Source organism: Halomonas sp. 3F2F, from assembly GCF_014897805.1.
Lineage (GTDB): Bacteria > Pseudomonadota > Gammaproteobacteria > Pseudomonadales > Halomonadaceae > Vreelandella.
Genome location: NZ_JABUZE010000088.1, coordinates 42,967 through 59,680 on the forward strand (window position 1 = coordinate 42,967; position 16,714 = coordinate 59,680).

Consider the following 16,714-nt stretch of genomic DNA (forward strand, 5'->3'; position numbering starts at 1 on the left):
TGGATTGCTTGTCAAAGCTTGTTAGCGCGGCAAAGTGAATTAGTGTTTATACCAGGGCAGCATCCACCACTTCCACCCAGTGGCGTACCGGGGTGCGATTGGCACTAGCAAGGTGGGTTTGGCAGCCAATATTGGCAGTGACGATAACCTCTGGGTTGCTAGCTTCCAGCGCATTGAGTTTATTGTCGCGCAGCTGTGTGGCAAGCGCTGGCTGGGTAACCGAGTAGGTGCCAGCTGAGCCACAGCATAGATGCGCATCTTGTACCGGCGTTAGCGAAAACCCCAGCTTGCTGAGCACGCCTTCAACCGCACCATTGAGCTTCTGGGCGTGCTGCAGTGTGCAAGGGCAGTGAAACGCCAGACGTTGGTGCTCTTTCAGCTCGAGTTTCTCTACGGGCTCTTCGCGCAGTATTTCGACAATATCTTTCGCCAGTGCGCTGACTTTTTGCGCTTTCTGGGCATAGGCTGGGTCATCTTTGAGCATGTCGCCATACTCTTTGACAAAAGCGCCGCAGCCGCTGGCCGTTTGAACAATGGCTTCAGCCCCTTGTTCGATCTGTGGCCACCAAGCATCGATATTGGCACGCATACGAGCGCGACCATCGTCCTGGGCATTCAGGTGAAAATCAATGGCCCCACAACAACCTGCTTCGCTGATGGGTGTCACGCTAATCCCAAGCCGGTCGAGCAGTCGAGCAGTCGCTGCATTGGTGTTCGGCGATAGACCTGGTTGAACGCATCCTTCTAATATTAGCACCTTGCGAGAATGACGTTGGCTATCCGGGCGTTGGCCTGCGTCGACTGGTGCCGGTGGCATCTTACTGCGTAGCTTGCCAGGCACCAGGGGTTTGAAGGTTTGCCCTAAGGACAGAAGTGCTTTGAAGCGCTTAGGATCTACCAGCATCTTACGCAGCGCATAGCGTTGGGCGCGTTCGGCCATGGAACGAGGAACCCTGCGGTCAATTTCTGCACGACCGATATCCAAAAGTTTGTGATATTCCACACCTGAAGGGCAGGTGGTCTCACAATTGCGACAGGTCAAGCAGCGGTCTAAATGCAGGCGTGTCTCTTCGGTGACCTGATCATTATCATCGCGGCTTTCCAGCAGCTCTTTCATTAAATAGATGCGCCCGCGTGGTCCGTCCCGCTCGTCGCCTAGCAGTTGATAGGTGGGGCAGGTGGCATTACAAAAGCCGCAGTGTACGCAGGTGCGCAGAATGCGCTCGGCCTCCTGAATATGCGGTTTTTGGCGATCAGCATCGGTAAAGTGCGTCTGCATGTCTACTCTCCTGATTAAAACGCCGCATAAAGACGGCCTGGGTTGAAAATGCCGTAGGCATCCAACTCGGCCTTCAGGTTGCGATGATACTTTTCGACCACGGGGTTGAGCGGAGTGAAGGGTGACTCTGCTCCACCTTGGGCGTAGGGGGTAAAGCAAGTGGCATGACCACCTGCCTGCTGGCAAGCCGTGCGCAACGTATCAGCTGCCGCGCTGGTTTTTATCCACCGCTGGCTGCCACCCCAGTCATAGAAGATATCGCTTTGGGGGATATCCAAGGCTAGCGGCGGCGTATTGGGGGGTAATGATAAGCGCCACAGTGCTTGCCCTTCATTCAGACTGAAAAAAGGATGCTGATGGTCGCGCAGTTGCTGCCAGAAATCGCTGGAAAGTGATTCACCACCCAGGCGTTCCTTGGTCGCATTAACGGAACTTGCGCCGCCTTCTAAACGAATAAATAGCTCGCCTGCGTGCCATCCGGCTGCGGTAATGGGCAGCGGCTGTCGCCCTAGTTCGGCGAGCTTAGCCAAGGCATCTTCAAGACTCATGCTTAGGCGTAGGCTGTGAGTGGCAGTAGGAATAGGCAGGACTTTAAACGAGATATCCGCTAGCACGCCTAGCGTCCCCTGAGCACCTGCCATTAAGCGTGAGAGGTCGTATCCGGCGACGTTTTTCATGACTTCACCGCCAAAACGCAACAACTTGCCTTCTTGGGTGATCACGCGTGTGCCCAAGACAAAGTCTCTTGCTGCGCCAGCCCATGGGCGGCGTGGGCCGGACATGCCGGTGGCAACAGCACCGCCAATGGTGCTGGCATCGCTGAATGCGGGTGGTTCAAAGGCCAGCATTTGATTTTCTTCGGCTAGAGCTGCGTTGAGTGCGCTTAACCGCGTACCGGCACGAACAGTAATTACAAGCTCTACCGGGTCATAAGAGATAATGCCGCTATGGGGCGACATGTTTAAGGCGTTGCCTTCTACCGCTCGGCCGTAAAAAGCGCGGGTATCGCCACCAACTATGCGCAGTGGCGTGCGGTTGGCATAGGCGCTGCGCACCTGTTCGCACAGGTCGTCAGCGATATCTTGATCGGCAGCATGTATCGCTAGTTCAGTCATGGTGATTCCTAATCATTATGCTTCCTAGTGGTTAGTCGACTAGGAGTCGCATCAGAAGCGTGGTAGTTCCGGATGCGGTAGTTCGTTGTTGTGCACATGCATCGCGCCAAACTCAGCACAGCGCGCCAGGGTAGGAATATTTTTTCCTGGGTTGAGTAAGCGCTGTGGGTCAAAAGCGGCTTTCAAGGCATGGAATACCGTTAGCTCATCGGCTTGAAACTGACTGCACATCTGATTAATTTTTTCGCGGCCGACACCATGTTCGCCAGTGATGGAGCCGCCCGCCGCGACGCATAGCTCGAGAATTTTTCCGCCGACGTCCTCTGCAAGAGCCAGCTCTCCCTCTTTATTGGCATCAAATAGAATCAGCGGGTGCATATTGCCGTCACCGGCATGGAAGACGTTGGCAATCGCCAAGCCACTCTCTTCCGACAGGGCGGCAATACCTTTGAGAACGCGAGGGAGTTCGCGGCGAGGGATGGTGCCATCCATGCAGTAGTAGTCAGGCGACATGCGCCCCACCGCGGGGAAAGCATTTTTTCGCCCTGCCCAGAATTTGGCCCGCTCAGCCTCATCGCGAGCCTGTTGAATGTCGGTCGCCCCCGCTTTTTCTAAGACGCGGCGAACGGTTTGGCAATCGTCGTCCACATCGGCTTCAACGCCATCTAGCTCACACAGAAGAATGGCTTCTGCTTCAACGGGGTAACCTGCCTTGATGAAATCTTCAGCAGCCTTGATGGCCAGCTTATCCATCATTTCTAATCCGCCAGGAATGATCCCCGCAGCAATAATGTCACCAACAGCACGGCCCGCTTTTTCTACGTCGTCAAAGCTGGCCATGAGTACCTTGGCGGTTTCAGGTTTGGGCAGCAGCTTTACGGTGATTTCAGTGACCACACCCAACATGCCTTCAGAGCCATTCATCAACGCGAGGAGGTCAAAGCCTGGTGCATCCAGCGCTTCGGATCCCAGCGTCATACGCTCGCCTTCAATCGTCATGACATCAACACGCATCACGTTATGAACGGTGAGACCATACTTGAGGCAGTGCACGCCACCCGCATTTTCCGCCACGTTGCCACCAATGGAGCAAGCGATCTGTGACGATGGATCGGGTGCATAATAAAGCCCGTAAGGGGCCGCGGCTTCAGAAATAGCTAAGTTGCGCACGCCTGGCTGTACACGTGCAAGACGAGCATCCGGGTCAACATTGATAATCGTGTTGAAGCGCGACATCACTAGCAAAACGCCTCGTTCAAGCGGTAAAGCACCGCCTGAAAGCCCCGTGCCTGCGCCGCGAGTAACCACCGGAACACCCAAGGCGTGGCAGCGTTTTAAAAGGCCTTCTACCTGTTCCAGCGTCTCGGGTAATGCAACCAGCATCGGCAGGATGCGATAAGCGGCAAGGCCGTCGCACTCAAAGGGATGCAAGTCCTCTTCACGGTGCAGCAGCGTTAAAGACGGCACTGCGTTTTGCAGATCATCTAAAACATCTGCTTTATCGCGGTGAATGAATTCGCCATCGAGGCGTTCATCGAAAAGAAAGTTCATGTTAGCTCCTGTGGGTGAGGAGAGCAGAAAATTATCTAATCACTTTATGAAAAATCTTTCCATAAATAACCAGTTCAGTGCTGGAAAACTTTTGCATACAGTGAAAATGCTAATAACGCGTTGGTGATTTACTGGTTCTGCTGAGGCTGTCGGGCAGCAATTCCTTGTGAAGCGGCCTGCTGGGTTGCCCTTAGGCTACCCAGCAGGGGTGACTCACTTTTGATTAACGTTTTCCCGTTACATCAGTGGGTCGGTAATGCCAATCACATAAAAGGCAATAAGGGCAATGATCCCAGTAAAGATCAGATAGTAGATCGTGGGAATAATTGTTTTACGAATCGTTGTACCTTCGCGACCCAGTAGGCCCACCGTCGCTGATGCGGCGACAACATTGTGAATCGCAATCATGTTACCCGCTGCGGCACCAACGGCTTGTAGCGCGACCATCATCGCGGTGGACAGCCCAAGTGTTTCGGCAACGCTAAATTGGAATTCCGCTAGCATCAGATTAGAAATGGTATTTGAACCGGCAATAAAGGCACCCATAGCCCCAACCGCAGGTGCAAAGAAGGGATAGATACCCCCCACGCTGTTAGCTACCGCCTGGGCCATCATGACGGGCATTGACACAAGATCAGCACCATTCACGCCAGAGTTAATCAGGATGCGCACCATGGGAACGGTGAAGATCAAGACAAAGCCAGCACCGAAGATGGTTTTAGTAGATTCAGACACGGCAGCGCTGATTTTCTGCGGGTTCATGCGGTGCAAGAAGTAGGTGACAATAACCACCGCGATAATGATGCCGCCTGGCAAATACAGCGGCTGTACGCCGCCACTGATACCGGCTTCGCCTAAAATGTTGCTCCAGCTTAGGTTAACGGAGGTCAGCGCAGCTTTCAGCGGTTCAACGATGCGTGAAGCAACCAAGAATACCGCGAGTAGGACGTAAGGAATCCAGCCCTTGAAGGTCGACATTGGCGCTTTACCAGCAACGTCATCTAGCTTGATTTGCAGGTTGCCGATCCATTCGTCTGGCCAAGACGTTGATTCAGGAAAGTCCCAGGTGTCTTTCGGTAGCAAGAAGCCTTTGCGAGCAGCGGGTACTACAATCGCTAAGCCCACCATTGCCCCAATCATTGACGGGAATTCTGGACCTAAGAGAACGCCGACCAGCATGTAAGGCACGACGAACGAAATGCCAGTAAAGATCGCAAAGGGTGCAATGGATAGACCTTCTTTCCAGGAGCGGTTCGCACCGAAGAAGCGCACCATGATCAATACCAAAATCAGAGGCATTAATATGCCTACGATGCCGTGAGTAATAGCCACAGAGCTAGTAATTTGCTGGAAAAAAACGTCCCACGTAGAGCCGCTAGCTTCCAACTGGGCAGTGATGCCAGCGCGATCCAGCCCGCTACCGACACCCACTACAACTGGGGTGCCGACGGCGCCAAAAGAGACCGGAGTGGACTGAATCATCATGCCGACAACAACGGCTGCCAGTGCAGGGAAGCCAAGCGCTACCATGAGCGGTGCGGCTACTGCTGCGGGGGTACCAAAGCCAGAAGCCCCTTCAATGAAGCAGCCGAATAACCAAGCAACAATTAGCGCCTGAACGCGACGGTCAGGGCTAATGCCTGAAAAACCGTTACGAATCGCAGTGATGCCGCCAGAATGCTTAAGCGTATTTAGCAGCAAGATGGCGCCAAAAATTATCCATAAAAGGCCTGCTGTTTGAATCAGCCCTTGAATGGTAGACGCGGCAACGCGGCTAAACGACATATCCCAAGCGGTCAGACCAATGACGGCTGCGGTCAGGAAAACAATCGGCATCGCTATTTTTGCGGGTATTTTAAAACCAATGAGCAAAATACCGGCAAGCAGCAGCGGCAGAAATGCCAGAAGTGCAAGTGTAGTTTCATTCATTTTAGGAATGGCCCCTTTTTATTGATTTGGTGTGCTCGGCAGATGCCAGCGGTCGTGGCAATGCTGGTTGGATCAGTGCGAAAGATACGGTTAGGTAGGAAAAATGGCTATATTGGATAATTGGTAAGACCAATTAAGAGTGGTTGTATGTATAGGCGTTGAACCACTCTTTTAAATTTAACGAATTGTTTTTATTTGCTTTTAAATTTCCACAATGCAGTAGGGCTGCCTGCAACCCATTAGACTAATAGACAGTACAGTTTCCATCTGAAAAGGCAGTACAGGGCAAATGAATGGAGCAAAAGTCGCTCGCTTACTTAGCTGATATGAAGACCTTCGGGGTGGGTTCAGAGCAAGTAAAACCCGTTACTTGCGTCCTTGGTGGCTTAAGCCCATTGTTGTCAGCGTGTGTTTGGTTTTAACCACGTTTCTAATTACAAGGAGGCCGTCACAGTGGCAATAACTCTTTATGACTTATGCGGACGCGATGAGCGCTTACGCTTTTCTCCCTATTGCTGGCGCGTTCGTATGGCACTGGCACACAAAGGGTTGGAATATACGACTGTTCCTTGGCGTTTTCTTGATAAAGAGGCACTTGCCTTTGCCGACTACGACAAAGTGCCGGTGTTAACCGATGGTGACACGGTTGTCACTGATAGCTTCGAGATCATGCGCTACTTAGATAAGGCCTACCCTGCCAATCCAGTATTGGGAGAGGGGGTGAGCTATCAACGAGTCCACTTTTTTAAGCTCTATATTGAGCGTAGCGTGACCCCGGCACTTTTTCGCACGGTCGCGCTGGATTTATTAGCGGCCATACATCCTGACGACCGTGCCTACTTCAGAGAGACCCGCGAAGCCCGTTTTGGTATGCGTTTAGAGGACGTCAATAATCCAGAGCAGGGGCGAGCACAGCTGAAAAAACTGTTGGCTCCTGTGCGTGATCAGCTTCGGAGTAGCCCATTTTTAGATGGCGAAGCACCCAGTGGAGCAGATTACCTACTATTTGGCAGCATGATGTGGGCATATACAGTGTCACTTGAGCCATTAGTTGACGCTAATGATCCGGTTGATGAGTGGTTTAAGCGTATGCTGGAGGTGCACGAAGCGGTCGCGGGTAAGGCCATTACTATTCGTGATCTATAATGTGTCAGGCGGCAATAATGCCGCCTGTATCCATCGTATGTACGAGGAAAGCCACACAAACGACTTATGTCGTATGTGTGAGAGGAGATGGCAATGATTGATCTGTATTACTGGACAACTCCCAATGGCCACAAAATCTCCATCATGCTTGAAGAAGCTAAACTTTTTTATTCTTTGATCGAAGACGTCAATCTGCAGGCGGGGGGAGAAATAGATGAGCAGGCACGTAACTACTTGTCTGGCAATCGCTAAGTAGTCACTGATTGGTTGATGAGGTTGCCGCCTTCAATCGCTAGCAGCAATATTATTAAAAAAATAATGTTGCGCTGCACAAAAGGCGCTGCTAGCTTTGTTGTTAGTAAAGGCAACCGCCTGATCATCGACCGCTTATCGATGCGTGTCGAATCGCTAGCTCACTTAAGGAGATTATGTGATGAACAAGGCCGCAGAGAAATCCACCCAGCAGTTTGAGTCTGTCTTTGTATCGCCAATGCGCTCTTATACCCTGGCAGCGCTTGATTATTATCAGCAAGTCGTCAGCGCGCAAATGGATGCAGCACGTGCATACTCTGACATGACGGTTGCTCAAGCACGCACATGGTTAGACGTTAAAGATGCCGACAGCTTTAAAAAAGCCATGGAAAGCCAGCAAAAAACAGCCTCTGACCTAATGGAGCGTATGAAAGGAGACTCTGAAAAAGTCACCTCCATTAGCCAAAACTTTATGCAAGAGAGCCAGAAAATGGCGGAAGAGACCACTAAGAAAGCCGTGGAAACCGCTAAGCAGTAACCTATTTTTCATTAGGTAAATGATTGATAGTAAACGATCAGACACTGTTAATTGATCGATGAAATGCCGCACCGTTAGGTGCGGCATTTTTTGTCTATATGCATTTAACGCGTTGTAAGACGTTATTTCTGCAAGCAAAAAAGAGTGGCTGTAGCGCTGTAATACTAGTCAGTTAAGGCTGACTAGTATTGCCCCCTAGCCCCATATAGCAAAGCGGCCACCTCCCAAGGCGTACACCGCACGTCATTCCCGAGTCACCGCACGTCATTCCCAAGTCACCGCACCGTCATTCCCAAGTCACCGCACGTCATTCCCAAGTCACCGCACCGTCATTCCCAAGTCACCGCACCGTCATTCCCGAGTGGGGTTATCGGGAATCCACCTTGACCTTGACCTGCAGCAGCCCGAAATCCCAGGTCAACATGGATTCCCGCTAAGGGCATGCGGGAATGACGAGGGCGGCTCGGAGGGCTGGGGTGGAGTCATCGTCAGGCACTTATTAAACAAAGCCAATCGGCGGTTTTTTTTGCGTTCAGAAAGAAAAAAGCCAGTCAGCCTTAACTGACTGGCATTAGGCTGTAGCGCTGGCGTTTTCGTGGTGATTGCCCGTTACAACGGCTGTTCAGCCCGGACGTTCAGCCTGAAGCGGGCGATACGAATAATCTCCTTAATTGCTGTTTCACGCTCTTCAGCTAAACCATTGTGTAAGCGTGCTTCAAACGCCGCCAAAATGGCGTGGCGATCAAGCCCCTTCACCGCAATGACGAAGGGGAAGCCAAATTTTTCTTTGTAAGCGGCGTTAAGTTGTTCGAAGCGGGCAAACTCTTCAGGCGTACATTGATCTAGCCCAACGCCTGCTTGCTCGCGTGTAGAGTCTTGGGTCAGCTCACCCGACATCGCCGCTTTGCCTGCTAAGTCAGGGTGGGCCTGAATAACCGCAATTTGCTGTTCAGGTGTGGCCCGCTGCAGCATAAGTCCCATCAGGTCAGCTAGCGCATCCGGCGCGTCATGCGCATTACTTAACCCTTCTTTCCAGGCAGCTTCCGCCACCCAGGGAGAGTGCTCATATACATCGCCGTAATGTTGGGTAAAGCTTTCTAAGCTGCATGTGCTAGGAGCGGGTGAAAGGGTAAGTGATGTTGAGGTAGCCACTAAATTTCTCCAGTATGTTTAATCATGGGAATACTGTATACAATAAATGGTATCAACGGTACTCTTTGACCGATAGGTTAAGTCGGTCAACTGCTATCAACAGCAGTTACCAACAACTATTATCAACAACAGTCAACAACAACTGTGATTATTAAGGAGTTGCTATGGGACGGTTAACGACTCACGTACTCGATACCGCTAAAGGACAGCCTGGCCAGGGGATTACCATTGACGTGTTCCGCCTAGCAGGCACCACGCGCGAACACTTGGGCAGTGTGATTACCAACAGCGACGGTCGTTGTGATGCGCCTATCTTAGAGGGTGATGCCCTCACGGTAGGCGAGTACGAGCTGGTTTTCCACGCGGGTGACTACTTGCGCGCCCAAGGCATCGCTTCTCAAGAGCCGCGCTTTTTGGACGTGATTCCTTTACGTTTTGGCGTTGCAGATGCCAGCCAGCACTACCATGTGCCGTTACTGCTATCCCCTTATAGTTACTCTACCTACCGCGGTAGCTAGAGCTTGGCTATCTTTTCGCCGATTTTTGCCTAGCCTGACGTTCGCTCGCTGAGTTACCAGGTAAACCTGCTAGGACTTGTTTATGCAAGCATATATTATTGATTTTGCTAACTTATTGTTACGCTGGCTGCACGTCATAGCAGCCATTGCCTGGATCGGTGAGTCGATCTATTTTGTTATGCTGGATAATGGCTTAAGAACGCCGAAAGCAGCCGAAGATCGTGAAAAAGGCGTATTTGGAGAGATGTGGGCCGTGCATGGCGGTGGTTTCTACCATAATCAAAAGTATGCTACTGCGCCTGCCAAGCTGCCGAATGATCTTCATTGGTCGTTCTGGAAAGCCTATACGACGTGGCTATCGGGTTTTGCCTTGTTCGTTATTCTGTATATGGCAAACCCGGGCTTCTATCTAGTTAACCCCAACAGCAACTGGGCGTGGGCGGCGAGTATGACAGGCTGGCAGGCCAATCTACTGGCGCTGGCCTTCTTGCTCGGTGGTTGGGTGGTTTATAACGAGCTCTGTAAACGCATAAGCCCTAACATGGACCGCGACGGTCTTCTAAGCATTGCCGTTGCGGTGATGATGATAGTGGTCGCCTATTTAAGCACCCAGATGTTCACAGGGCGTGCCGCCTTTCTATTAACCGGGGCTGTGATGGCCACTGCCATGTCAGCTAACGTGTTCTTTTGGATTATTCCCGGCCAGCGCCGCATGGTGAAAGCCATGAAGGCAGGCGAAGCGCCTAATCCATTGGATGGCAAGCGAGGCAAGCAGCGTTCGGTACATAACACCTACTTTACGTTGCCGGTAGTACTGTTGATGGTGAGTAACCACTACTCTTTCATCTACTCCCATGAGCTTTCCTGGGTGGTCATGGTACTGTTTATTTTTGCCGGTGCCCTTATTAGGCAATTCTTTGTATTAATGCACGCAGGGAAAACACAGCCAGCCTATCCTGCCGTAGGGATAGGGCTTATTCTATTAGCGTTTTGGGTAGCCGCACCAAGCCCTAGTGCTGGTAATGCGAGCGCGTCTGGTGCGCCCAGCCAAGCCCAAATTTCAGGGTTAATTGATCAGCATTGTAGTCAATGCCATGCTCGCAACCCTGAGCATGCCGGTTTTTCAGCACCGCCTGCAGGCTACGCGTTTGATACTTGGGATGAAATCCTGGGACATCAAGCGCAAATTAAGCAAGTTGTCGCGAGTCGATATATGCCACTTGGCAACATCACCAACATGAGTGATGAAGAGCGCGATATTATTGCCGCGTGGGAGGAGTGATTAAAGTCGCAGACAGGAGACCCTATGAGTGATGCGCAGGCGGCGTTAAAGCAAAGACCCGTAGAAAAAGAAGGCGAGGAGCGTCACGAGTCAATCTATCGCGCGGTTAGCGACGCCATTGTAGAGCAGCGGCTAAAACCGGGTGCTCGGCTGCGCGAAGACGCCTTGTCAGACGTCTTTGGTATCAGCCGTACCGGTATTCGTAAAATCTTGCAGCGCTTAGCATTAGAACAGTTGGTGACGCTCACGCCACGGCGGGGAGCCAGCGTAACACGGCCGACTGCCGAAGAGGCCAAGGATGTGTTCGACGCACGCCAGATGATTGAGTGTGGGCTGATGCCTGATGTAGCAAAGCGGATTGGAGAGAAAGAAGCCGCTGAACTACGGGAAATGGCTCGTCAAGAGCGTCAAGCGCTGCGCAATGGCCAACAGAGCATCGCTATCCGCCTGTCTGCTGACTTTCACGTGCGCCTTGCCCAGCTTTCGGGTAACGCAACGCTTGCGGAGTTTGTTGAGCGTCTGTGCTCACGCTCGTCGTTGATTCTGGCGGTTTACGGTCATCGTGGTCACTTAGGCTGCGAATCCCACGATCACGATGATTTGATCGGCTATCTGGAAGCGGGCAATGGCGAGCGTGCGAAAGCGTTTATGAGCCGCCATCTCAAAGCGATTGAAGCCTCACTTTCGATGGTTGAAGAAGAAGAGAATGTGCCAGACCTGCAGCAGATTTTTGGTGGTTAAGCAGGTTAAGTAGTGAAATATAAGCAGTGAAAAAGCCAGGCCTAAAGGCCTGGGCTTTTTTGTGAAGGTAGGAAGTTAAATGCTGTGTGAGTGCTTACACCGCAGGTGCTGGGACGGCCTTAAACTGGCGCATTAAACCATAATAGAGCAGCCCACCTAATCCTGCGCCAATCAGCCAACCATAGCCGCCAAGGCTTTCGAACGCGGGCACGATGACCGTAGAGAGCGAGAATAACGCTGCACCGCCGAAAGCAATCAAGGCGCGGCTATTCCAGCCATTAACGTAGTAGTAAGCGCTGCTGGGCGCTGAGGAGAATAGCTCTTGCATATTGAGGTGTTGGCGTTTGATCAGATAGTAATCCACCACAATGATGCCGTAAAACGGCGCTACTATGGCACCTAAGGCGTTCACGAAGCCGGGTACGCCGATTTGGCTGATCACTGAAATCCATAGCGCACCGACAAAGAACGCAATCACTGCGGTAATCAGGCCACCCATTTTAAAACTAATTTTGCTGGGAAACAGGTTGGCCAAGTCGTAAGCCGGTGGAATAAAGTTAGCGACCAAGTTGATGCCTACGGTGGCCGCGAAGAAGGTGAGGGCAGCCACAATGGTCAATGGTAGTGAATCAACACGCTCAACAATGTCGGCGGGATTGGTCAGTGCATCGCCAAACAGTACCAATGTGCCAGCCGTAATGATTAACGCAATAAACGAGAAAAAGGCGACGTTTAATGGCAATCCCAGCAAGTTGCCAAGTTTCATTTGGCGCTCGGTTTTGACAAAACGCGTGAAATCGCCAAAGTTAATCACTACCGCTGCAAAGTAGGCCACCATGGTGCCAACAATTGCCAGAAACGCCCCAAGACTACTGCCACTTTGCTCACCGCTACCGCTAAAAATAGTGCTCACTGCGGGTAGCAGTTCACTTCCGGCCTGGAACCATACAATGATCATCAGTACGACCATCACCACATAAACCAGCGGCCCAGCCCAGTTTAGAAAGTGTTTGATGCGCTCAATGCCCTGCCAGAAAATGGCGATTTGAAATAACCAAACAATCACGAAAGACAGCCAAGCGACCCCTGAAAGGCCCAGAAAAGTGCTGCCATTGCCAGCCCCAAACAGGGCTGTGATGAGCAGCGCCACAGCCGTTGAGGCAAAGTAAGTCTGTACGCCGTACCAAAAAATACCAACGATTGCGCGTAACAACGCTGGCATGTTAGCTCCCCGTACCCCCATGCTGGCGCGAACCATAACAGGAAAAGGGATGCCGTATTTGACGCTTGGTTTGCCGGTTAGGTTGACCAGGAACATGACAATGACACCGGCAAGAATGATGGCTGCCATCACTGCCCAGCCATTCAGGCCGTAGGACAGAAACAGCGATGCCGCTAAGGTGTAGCCAAACAGGCTTTGAATATCATTCGACCACACGTTGAAGATTTCAAACGCGCCCCAGTTACGGTCTTGGGGCTTTAAGGGCGCAAGGTCTTCATTGTAAAGAGTGGGATCAATTTGCTTTATATCGAGATCACTGCTGGACGGCTGCTTATTCATGGTTAACGCTCTCTTGTCGGAAACGATTGCCTGCCACGCACCGTGAGCAGGCAGACACGCATCATGGTTACTGGGTAAAACGTTGGCAGGCAGGCCAATGCTTCATCAGTAGGTAATAGGTCAACCCGGCAGGAATAAGGCTGGAGTACCATGAGATCGAAGAGAATGTCAGCGCGGCCACAATGCCGACTACCGTGGCAATTAAGGCGGCTTTGTTGACGCCTTGATAGGGGCCAGAAGGGTCGTATAGTTTACTAATGTCCAGTGTGCGGCGGCGGATGATGTAGTAATCGACGACGAGAATGGCAAAGATAGGCCCAAGAAACGCTGAGTACGTTTGTACGAATAGCTGCAGACCAGCAGCCGACTCAGGCTGAACAAGTTTCCATGGGAAAGTGGCAAATGCCAGTAGGCCTACAATAACGGTGGCGACCGGAAACTTAAGTTTGAATACGTCCATTAATACGTAGGTGGGGGGCACCACATTATTAAGTACGTTCGTGGTTACCTGTGCAAAGGCGATGAATAGCAGCGTGGTCATTAGCAGTGGCGTGTTGTCTACAGCGTTAGCAAATACCTGAATGGGGTCTGCTGTGCCTGTCGCCTCTGACACCATGTAGCCAATCAAGCCCATAAACAGCGTACAGGGCAGAATAGACATGGCATAGATCGTCGTTAATAAGCTCTGGCGGGTGCCTTTCTTGTGCTCTCGTGAATAGTCGCTAACATTCAGCATCATGGTGCTATAGATGCCCAGAAACAGCATGGTAGCGCTCCAGAACGGCAAGCCCCAAGAGCCTTCCATGGTCAAGATGCTGGCCGACAGCTCATCGCCGTAGCGTTGCACCGTGGCGTAGAACATATACATCAGCGAAAGCAAAATAAAGACGCTGCCTATATTCTCAAGCCATTTAATCCCCTGAAAGCCCAGCACTGACAAACCAATCTGCAAAAATTGGAAGGTAATAAAGTAGAAAATCAGATTATCGAAACCGAACAATGTGGCAGACACCATATTTAGCGCGCCTGCGCCAATCCAGCTTTGAAAGCCGTACCACACCACCGCTGGCACAGCCCTTACCAAGCCAGGAATGCGGGTGCCACTAAAGCCAAAGGCACTACGCGCTTGCACCATAAAGGGAATGCCATATTTGTAGCCAGCTGCGCCATTAACTGCCAGCGCAATACCGATCACAAAGCAGCCAATCGCTATCGTGAGTGTTGCCTGTAGTAGGTTTAAGGTGCCCACCACGCTTGAGCCCATGGCAAAGGTACCAATTGAGACGCATCCACCAAACCAGGCTAAAAAGTAGGACGTTCGCCCCATGATTCGCGTGCTTTGCGGTGCTAGGCTTTCTGCGCCGATGGCTTTGTCAGCTATTGCGGTGTTCGCAACGGATGGTTCTTCTGACGTAAGAGCAGGGTTGGAGTTGCTCATGTTTCCGTCCTCGCAAGATTATCGGTGTTATTGGCAGCCTGAGCGCATTACGCGCCCAAGCGATGCTTGCGGCATGGCGTGCTAACGGGAGTACAGTTATTTTTGAAGTTATTGTTTTTAAGGACTGTTTTTAAGACCTGTTTTTAAGGCCAATCTTTTAAGTCATGGCTACTACGTGTTTTTTAGTGATATTTACCTTGGTAAGGGGAGGTGAAGGTCGGAGAGTGCAGAGAACTTGCCGGTAAATGCTTTCGGGCGCGGGTAGTCCAGGTCGCCATGTTTGCTGGTGTGGAGACCTAGGCTAACCAACGATTCGGCAAGTTTTAATGCGGCGCTAACGCCCTCTATCACCGGTAAGCCAACCTCGCGGGTGATTTCTTCAGTCAAATTCGCCATTCCGCCACACCCTAAAACGATGGCACCAATGCCGTCTTCATCGCGGGCGCGGCAGCACTCTTCGACAATGCGGGTAAAGGCGGCATCAGGGTGATGTTCAAGATCGAGAACCGGAATTTCTGCAGCGCGTATGCGGCGGCAGTGGTGGCGGAACCCATACTGCTCCAGCAAGTGTTCTGCAATAATGCCAGTGCGTCCTAACGTCGTTACAATCGAGAAGCGGGTGCTGACCAGCGTGGCTAAATGAAAGGCGGCTTCCGCAATGCCGATGACGGGGGCGCGGGTTAACTCTCGGGCTGCGAGTAAGCCAGGATCGCCAAAGCAGGCCACCACGTAAGCATCGATGCCGCCTTCACGCTCTCCTTTAAGAACTTCTTCGGCAACGCCTACCGCGCTAATGGCCTCGTCAAAATGACTCTCGATGGACACCGGCCCCGCATCGGGCTGGGTGGCGGTAACCGTTGTCGATTCCGCTGCCTGCCGCTGGGCGGCTTGATGAATGGCAGCCGTCATTGAGGCTGTTGTGTTTGGATTGATAATGCGTATATGCATGTTGAATCGCTCGCTGGTAGACAAAATTGAGCATATTGTATACGAAAATAGGGCGGTTTTGCGTGGATCGCAAGCCTTTTTATGCGCTTAAAGTATCGGCGTCGCTTGACCAAATGTTCAAGTTTCAACAGGTTAGCGACTTGCCTACTTTAAAATGCTAGCCATCTCAGCTAATTAAGCGGTTGTTGGATTGCGGTTGTTCTATAAAGTCGCTATTTTGTATACAATTATTTTCTGTATTGTAGATCTTTAATTTCAATAAAATGCTCTGCAACCAGCTATCTACAATCGTATAAAAGGAGCCGTTGAATGCCTCATTCATCTAATCGACCATCGAATGCTTACTCTCGCGACCTGGTGGGATATGGTCGCACTCCCCCTCATGCTAATTGGCCAGGCAAGGCGAAAATTGCTGTTCAGTTTGTGCTGAATTATGAAGAGGGCGGGGAGAACTGCGTCCTTCACGGCGACGCAGGGTCAGAGCAGTTCCTGTCGGAAATCATCGGCGCACCGGCTTACCCGGATCGCCACTTGAGCATGGAGTCTATCTACGAGTACGGCTCCCGCGCCGGGGTGTGGCGCATTCTGCGTGAATTTGAAAAGCGTGATTTGCCTCTCACGGTGTTTGGCGTTGCCATGGCGCTGGAGCGTAACCCTGATGTCGCCCAGGCATTTAAAGAGTTAGGTCACGAGATTGCCTGTCACGGCTACCGCTGGATTCACTATCAGGAAGTGCCCGAGCACGTTGAGCGAGAGCACTTGCAGAAAGCCATGGAGGTTTTCCAGCGTCTTTACGGTGAGAAGCCACAAGGCTGGTACACCGGGCGCGATAGCCCCAACACCCGGCGCTTAGTGCTAGACGAAGGCGGTTTCCTTTATGATAGCGACTACTACGGCGACGACTTGCCTTTCTGGACGCAGGTGACCGATAGTCAGGGAAGTGACCACAACCACCTGATTGTGCCCTACACGCTGGACAGCAATGATATGCGCTTTGCCGCGCCGCAAGGTTTCAACACTGCGGATCACTTCTTTACCTACCTGCGCGATGCCTTTGATGTACTTTACGCAGAAGGAGAGGAGGCGCCCAAAATGCTCTCGGTGGGCATGCACTGCCGCTTATTGGGTCGCCCTGGGCGTTTCCGCGCCCTACAGCGCTTCTTGGATTACATCGAAAGCCACGACCGTGTTTGGGTGGCCCGGCGGGTTGATATCGCCCGTCACTGGGCGGAACATCACCCTGCAACTCGTTAATTAAGCAGCT

Annotated in this window: 14 protein-coding genes and 1 pseudogene; 7 read left to right on the forward strand and 8 right to left on the reverse strand. The window is 51.8% G+C overall.

Features of this window, described 5'->3' with window-relative positions:
- Positions 1-46: 46 nt before the first annotated feature.
- The 4 genes from glcF to INT21_RS10580 form a co-directional block, all read right to left on the reverse strand.
- Positions 47-1,279 (reverse strand): glycolate oxidase subunit GlcF, encoded by a 1,233-nt coding sequence (gene glcF / locus INT21_RS10565; protein ID WP_089039728.1) that lies wholly within the window; start codon positions 1,277-1,279, stop codon positions 47-49.
- 14 nt (positions 1,280-1,293) lie between these two features.
- A complete protein-coding gene (glcE, locus tag INT21_RS10570; RefSeq protein WP_193061835.1) occupies positions 1,294-2,394 on the reverse strand; it encodes a glycolate oxidase subunit GlcE in 1,101 nt (366 codons plus the stop codon).
- Positions 2,395-2,445: 51 nt separating this feature from the next.
- A complete protein-coding gene (gene glcD, locus INT21_RS10575) occupies positions 2,446-3,945 on the reverse strand; it encodes a glycolate oxidase subunit GlcD (protein WP_193085172.1) in 1,500 nt (499 codons plus the stop codon).
- A gap of 237 nt (positions 3,946-4,182) precedes the next feature.
- Positions 4,183-5,874 carry an L-lactate permease gene (locus tag INT21_RS10580; RefSeq protein ID WP_193085173.1) on the reverse strand — a complete coding sequence of 564 codons (1,692 nt, stop codon included), beginning with the start codon at positions 5,872-5,874 and terminating at the stop codon, positions 4,183-4,185.
- 453 nt (positions 5,875-6,327) lie between these two features.
- Between INT21_RS10580 and INT21_RS10585 the strand changes: the two genes are divergently transcribed.
- From INT21_RS10585 to INT21_RS10595, 3 genes and pseudogenes are all read left to right on the forward strand, one after another.
- Positions 6,328-7,020 carry a glutathione S-transferase family protein gene (locus tag INT21_RS10585; RefSeq protein ID WP_193061832.1) on the forward strand — a complete coding sequence of 231 codons (693 nt, stop codon included), beginning with the start codon at positions 6,328-6,330 and terminating at the stop codon, positions 7,018-7,020.
- 93 nt (positions 7,021-7,113) lie between these two features.
- Positions 7,114-7,192: pseudogene (locus INT21_RS20570) on the forward strand (thiol:disulfide oxidoreductase); the annotation flags it as partial.
- Between the two features lie 261 nt (positions 7,193-7,453).
- A complete protein-coding gene (locus INT21_RS10595) occupies positions 7,454-7,810 on the forward strand; it encodes a phasin family protein (protein ID WP_038477905.1) in 357 nt (118 codons plus the stop codon).
- Positions 7,811-8,419: 609 nt separating this feature from the next.
- On the opposite strand, the gene uraD is transcribed toward INT21_RS10595, so the two are convergent.
- A complete protein-coding gene (uraD, locus tag INT21_RS10600; protein ID WP_193085174.1) occupies positions 8,420-8,962 on the reverse strand; it encodes a 2-oxo-4-hydroxy-4-carboxy-5-ureidoimidazoline decarboxylase in 543 nt (180 codons plus the stop codon).
- A 164-nt stretch (positions 8,963-9,126) separates the two neighbouring features.
- On the opposite strand from uraD, the gene uraH reads away from it, so the two are divergent.
- The 3 genes from uraH to INT21_RS10615 all read left to right on the forward strand — a co-directional run bounded on the left by uraH (position 9,127) and on the right by INT21_RS10615 (position 11,503).
- Positions 9,127-9,480, forward strand: coding sequence for a hydroxyisourate hydrolase (gene uraH / locus INT21_RS10605; protein ID WP_095604053.1), 354 nt, complete (start codon positions 9,127-9,129; stop codon positions 9,478-9,480).
- Between the two features lie 82 nt (positions 9,481-9,562).
- On the forward strand, positions 9,563-10,762 hold the full coding sequence (locus tag INT21_RS10610) for a urate hydroxylase PuuD (protein WP_193061831.1): 1,200 nt from the start codon (positions 9,563-9,565) through the stop codon (positions 10,760-10,762).
- Positions 10,763-10,786: 24 nt separating this feature from the next.
- Positions 10,787-11,503 carry a GntR family transcriptional regulator gene (locus tag INT21_RS10615; RefSeq protein ID WP_089039719.1) on the forward strand — a complete coding sequence of 239 codons (717 nt, stop codon included), beginning with the start codon at positions 10,787-10,789 and terminating at the stop codon, positions 11,501-11,503.
- Between the two features lie 94 nt (positions 11,504-11,597).
- Here INT21_RS10615 and INT21_RS10620 read toward each other — a convergent pair whose 3' ends face one another.
- The 3 genes from INT21_RS10620 to INT21_RS10630 form a co-directional block, all read right to left on the reverse strand.
- Positions 11,598-13,064, reverse strand: coding sequence for an NCS1 family nucleobase:cation symporter-1 (locus INT21_RS10620; RefSeq protein ID WP_193085175.1), 1,467 nt, complete (start codon positions 13,062-13,064; stop codon positions 11,598-11,600).
- Between the two features lie 67 nt (positions 13,065-13,131).
- Positions 13,132-14,502 (reverse strand): NCS1 family transporter, encoded by a 1,371-nt coding sequence (locus tag INT21_RS10625; RefSeq protein WP_193085176.1) that lies wholly within the window; start codon positions 14,500-14,502, stop codon positions 13,132-13,134.
- Between the two features lie 192 nt (positions 14,503-14,694).
- On the reverse strand, positions 14,695-15,450 hold the full coding sequence (locus INT21_RS10630; protein ID WP_193061828.1) for an aspartate/glutamate racemase family protein: 756 nt from the start codon (positions 15,448-15,450) through the stop codon (positions 14,695-14,697).
- Positions 15,451-15,759: 309 nt separating this feature from the next.
- On the opposite strand from INT21_RS10630, the gene puuE reads away from it, so the two are divergent.
- Positions 15,760-16,704, forward strand: a complete 945-nt coding sequence (puuE, locus tag INT21_RS10635; protein ID WP_193061827.1) for an allantoinase PuuE — start codon at positions 15,760-15,762, stop codon at positions 16,702-16,704.
- The last annotated feature ends 10 nt before the right edge of the window (positions 16,705-16,714 follow it).

Excerpts from the sequence above, each read along its gene's own strand:
- puuE (WP_193061827.1), top strand. The coding sequence starts at position 15,760 with ATGCCTCATTCATCTAATCGACCATCGAATGCTTACTCTCGCGACCTG.
- INT21_RS10615 (WP_089039719.1), top strand. The coding sequence starts at position 10,787 with ATGAGTGATGCGCAGGCGGCGTTAAAGCAAAGACCCGTAGAAAAAGAA.
- INT21_RS10595 (WP_038477905.1), top strand. The coding sequence starts at position 7,454 with ATGAACAAGGCCGCAGAGAAATCCACCCAGCAGTTTGAGTCTGTCTTT.
- INT21_RS10620 (WP_193085175.1), bottom strand. The coding sequence starts at position 13,064 with ATGAATAAGCAGCCGTCCAGCAGTGATCTCGATATAAAGCAAATTGAT.
- uraH (WP_095604053.1), top strand. The coding sequence starts at position 9,127 with ATGGGACGGTTAACGACTCACGTACTCGATACCGCTAAAGGACAGCCT.
- glcF (WP_089039728.1), bottom strand. The coding sequence starts at position 1,279 with ATGCAGACGCACTTTACCGATGCTGATCGCCAAAAACCGCATATTCAG.
- INT21_RS10625 (WP_193085176.1), bottom strand. The coding sequence starts at position 14,502 with ATGAGCAACTCCAACCCTGCTCTTACGTCAGAAGAACCATCCGTTGCG.
- glcD (WP_193085172.1), bottom strand. The coding sequence starts at position 3,945 with ATGAACTTTCTTTTCGATGAACGCCTCGATGGCGAATTCATTCACCGC.
- glcE (WP_193061835.1), bottom strand. The coding sequence starts at position 2,394 with ATGACTGAACTAGCGATACATGCTGCCGATCAAGATATCGCTGACGAC.
- INT21_RS10630 (WP_193061828.1), bottom strand. The coding sequence starts at position 15,450 with ATGCATATACGCATTATCAATCCAAACACAACAGCCTCAATGACGGCT.
- INT21_RS10580 (WP_193085173.1), bottom strand. The coding sequence starts at position 5,874 with ATGAATGAAACTACACTTGCACTTCTGGCATTTCTGCCGCTGCTGCTT.
- INT21_RS10610 (WP_193061831.1), top strand. The coding sequence starts at position 9,563 with ATGCAAGCATATATTATTGATTTTGCTAACTTATTGTTACGCTGGCTG.